Raw genomic sequence first — 1,513 nt, 5'->3', positions numbered from 1 at the left:
GAGCAGGGGGAGCGGTGGCGGGGCCGGCCGGCCCCGCCACCGCTCCCCCTGCCCCGTCACCGCTGGGGCCGGGTCCCGAGTGGCACTTCGCCGGGTACTCATGGGCCCGTTCAAAGGGCCGGTCGGCACTCTCACTACCCCGCGGCCGACGCCTTTTATAGACGCAACGCAAGAAGCCGCGCAGGAATGGAGTGAGTGATCGCCGTGTCGGACGAGTGGCGCGACCGCCCGCGTGAGCGGGTCGTGGGACGGACCACCCTGGTGGAACTGCACGGGGAGATCGATGTCCTGACCGCGCCCGCCATCTCCGAGTACCTCGACTCGCTGACCGACGTCCCCAAGCCGGACCTGCTGATCGACCTCCAGCATGTGAGTTTCCTCGACTGCCGGGGACTCTCCGTCCTGTGCAGGGCGCGCCGCCGGATCAGGGAGCGCGGCGGCAGACTGGCGCTGATCATCCGCAATCCGCCCATCCACCGGATGCTGCGGATCACCGGACTGCTGGACGCCTTCGACGTCCTCGACGCCTGCCCGAGCCCGGTCCACGGGTACGCGGACTTCCGCATGCCGCGCCAGGGGTGACGGCCGCGCCCTCCTGGTCAGCGGACGCGGGGCTTGGGGGGCGGGCCGCCGGACGCCAGCGGGGAGCGGGCCAGTTCCAGACAGCCGGCCGCGATCAGGGCGATGGCCGCGAGTTCGGGCACCAGCCACCATCCCGTGCGTACCGTCTCACCGAACAGGACCACACCGTAGGTGATGCTGATCAGCGCGTCGCCGAGGGTGAGCATCGGCTGGGAGAAGGCGAGCATGCCCGCCTGAAGGGCGTTCTGCAGCAGGAACAGGGCGCCCACCCCGGCCACCGCGGTGCCGTAGATCTGCCAGGAGGTCAGCATCGCCACCACCCCGCCGTTGGTGAGGCGGGCCATGGCGTCCTTCATCAGCGCGGCGGTCAGCGCGTATCCGCAGGCGGCGGCGAGCCCGAGCAGGGCGGCACGCGGATTGCCGCGCAGCCTCAGGGCCCAGGTGATCACTACGGCCTCGAAGATCCCGGTGGCGACCAGCGCCGGGATCCAGGCGTAGCCGCTCACCGACTCGGACCCGCCGCCCGGCGCCGCAGTGGCCATCCCCAGGGCGAGCCCGCCGGTCACGGCCGCCACGGCGTACCAGATCCTGCGGGGCAGCCGGATCCTGAAGGTGTACCCGGCGATCAGCAGGGTCGACGGCAGCTCGATCACAAAGATCGGCTGCACCACGGCGATCGGCCCGGTGGCCAGCGCCACCGCCTGGCACACCGCGGCCACGATCACCAGTCCGATGCCCATCAGCCACACCCGCTGCCGCAGCAGATGCTTGATCAGCGCGAGCTTCATGGCCACGGCATCGGGCACGGTGGACGCGGCCCGTCGCTGGAGCACCGAGGCGGAGCCGTTGCTGATCGCGGTCAGTACGGCGAACAGAACACTGATCACCACCCCATCATGCGCACGCCCCCGCCCGGGAACCCCTCTCATCC

At 71.1% G+C, this 1,513-nt stretch carries 2 protein-coding genes; one reads left to right on the top strand and one right to left on the bottom strand.

Features of this window, described 5'->3' with window-relative positions; all coding sequences use genetic code 11:
- Positions 1 to 195: 195 nt before the first annotated feature.
- Positions 196 to 582, top strand: a complete 387-nt coding sequence (locus tag WH07_RS17620) for an STAS domain-containing protein (protein WP_046500938.1) — start codon at positions 196 to 198, stop codon at positions 580 to 582.
- Between the two features lie 17 nt (positions 583 to 599).
- Here the strand turns inward: WH07_RS17620 and WH07_RS17615 are convergent, their stop codons facing one another.
- Entirely contained in the window at positions 600 to 1,469 is an 870-nt protein-coding gene (locus WH07_RS17615) for a DMT family transporter (RefSeq protein WP_046500939.1), read from the bottom strand.
- Positions 1,470 to 1,513: the final 44 nt, after the last annotated feature.

Source organism: Streptomyces odonnellii (assembly GCF_000981895.1).
In the GTDB taxonomy this organism is placed as follows: domain Bacteria; phylum Actinomycetota; class Actinomycetes; order Streptomycetales; family Streptomycetaceae; genus Streptomyces; species Streptomyces odonnellii.
This window is presented reverse-complemented; position numbering and strand designations above follow the sequence as displayed.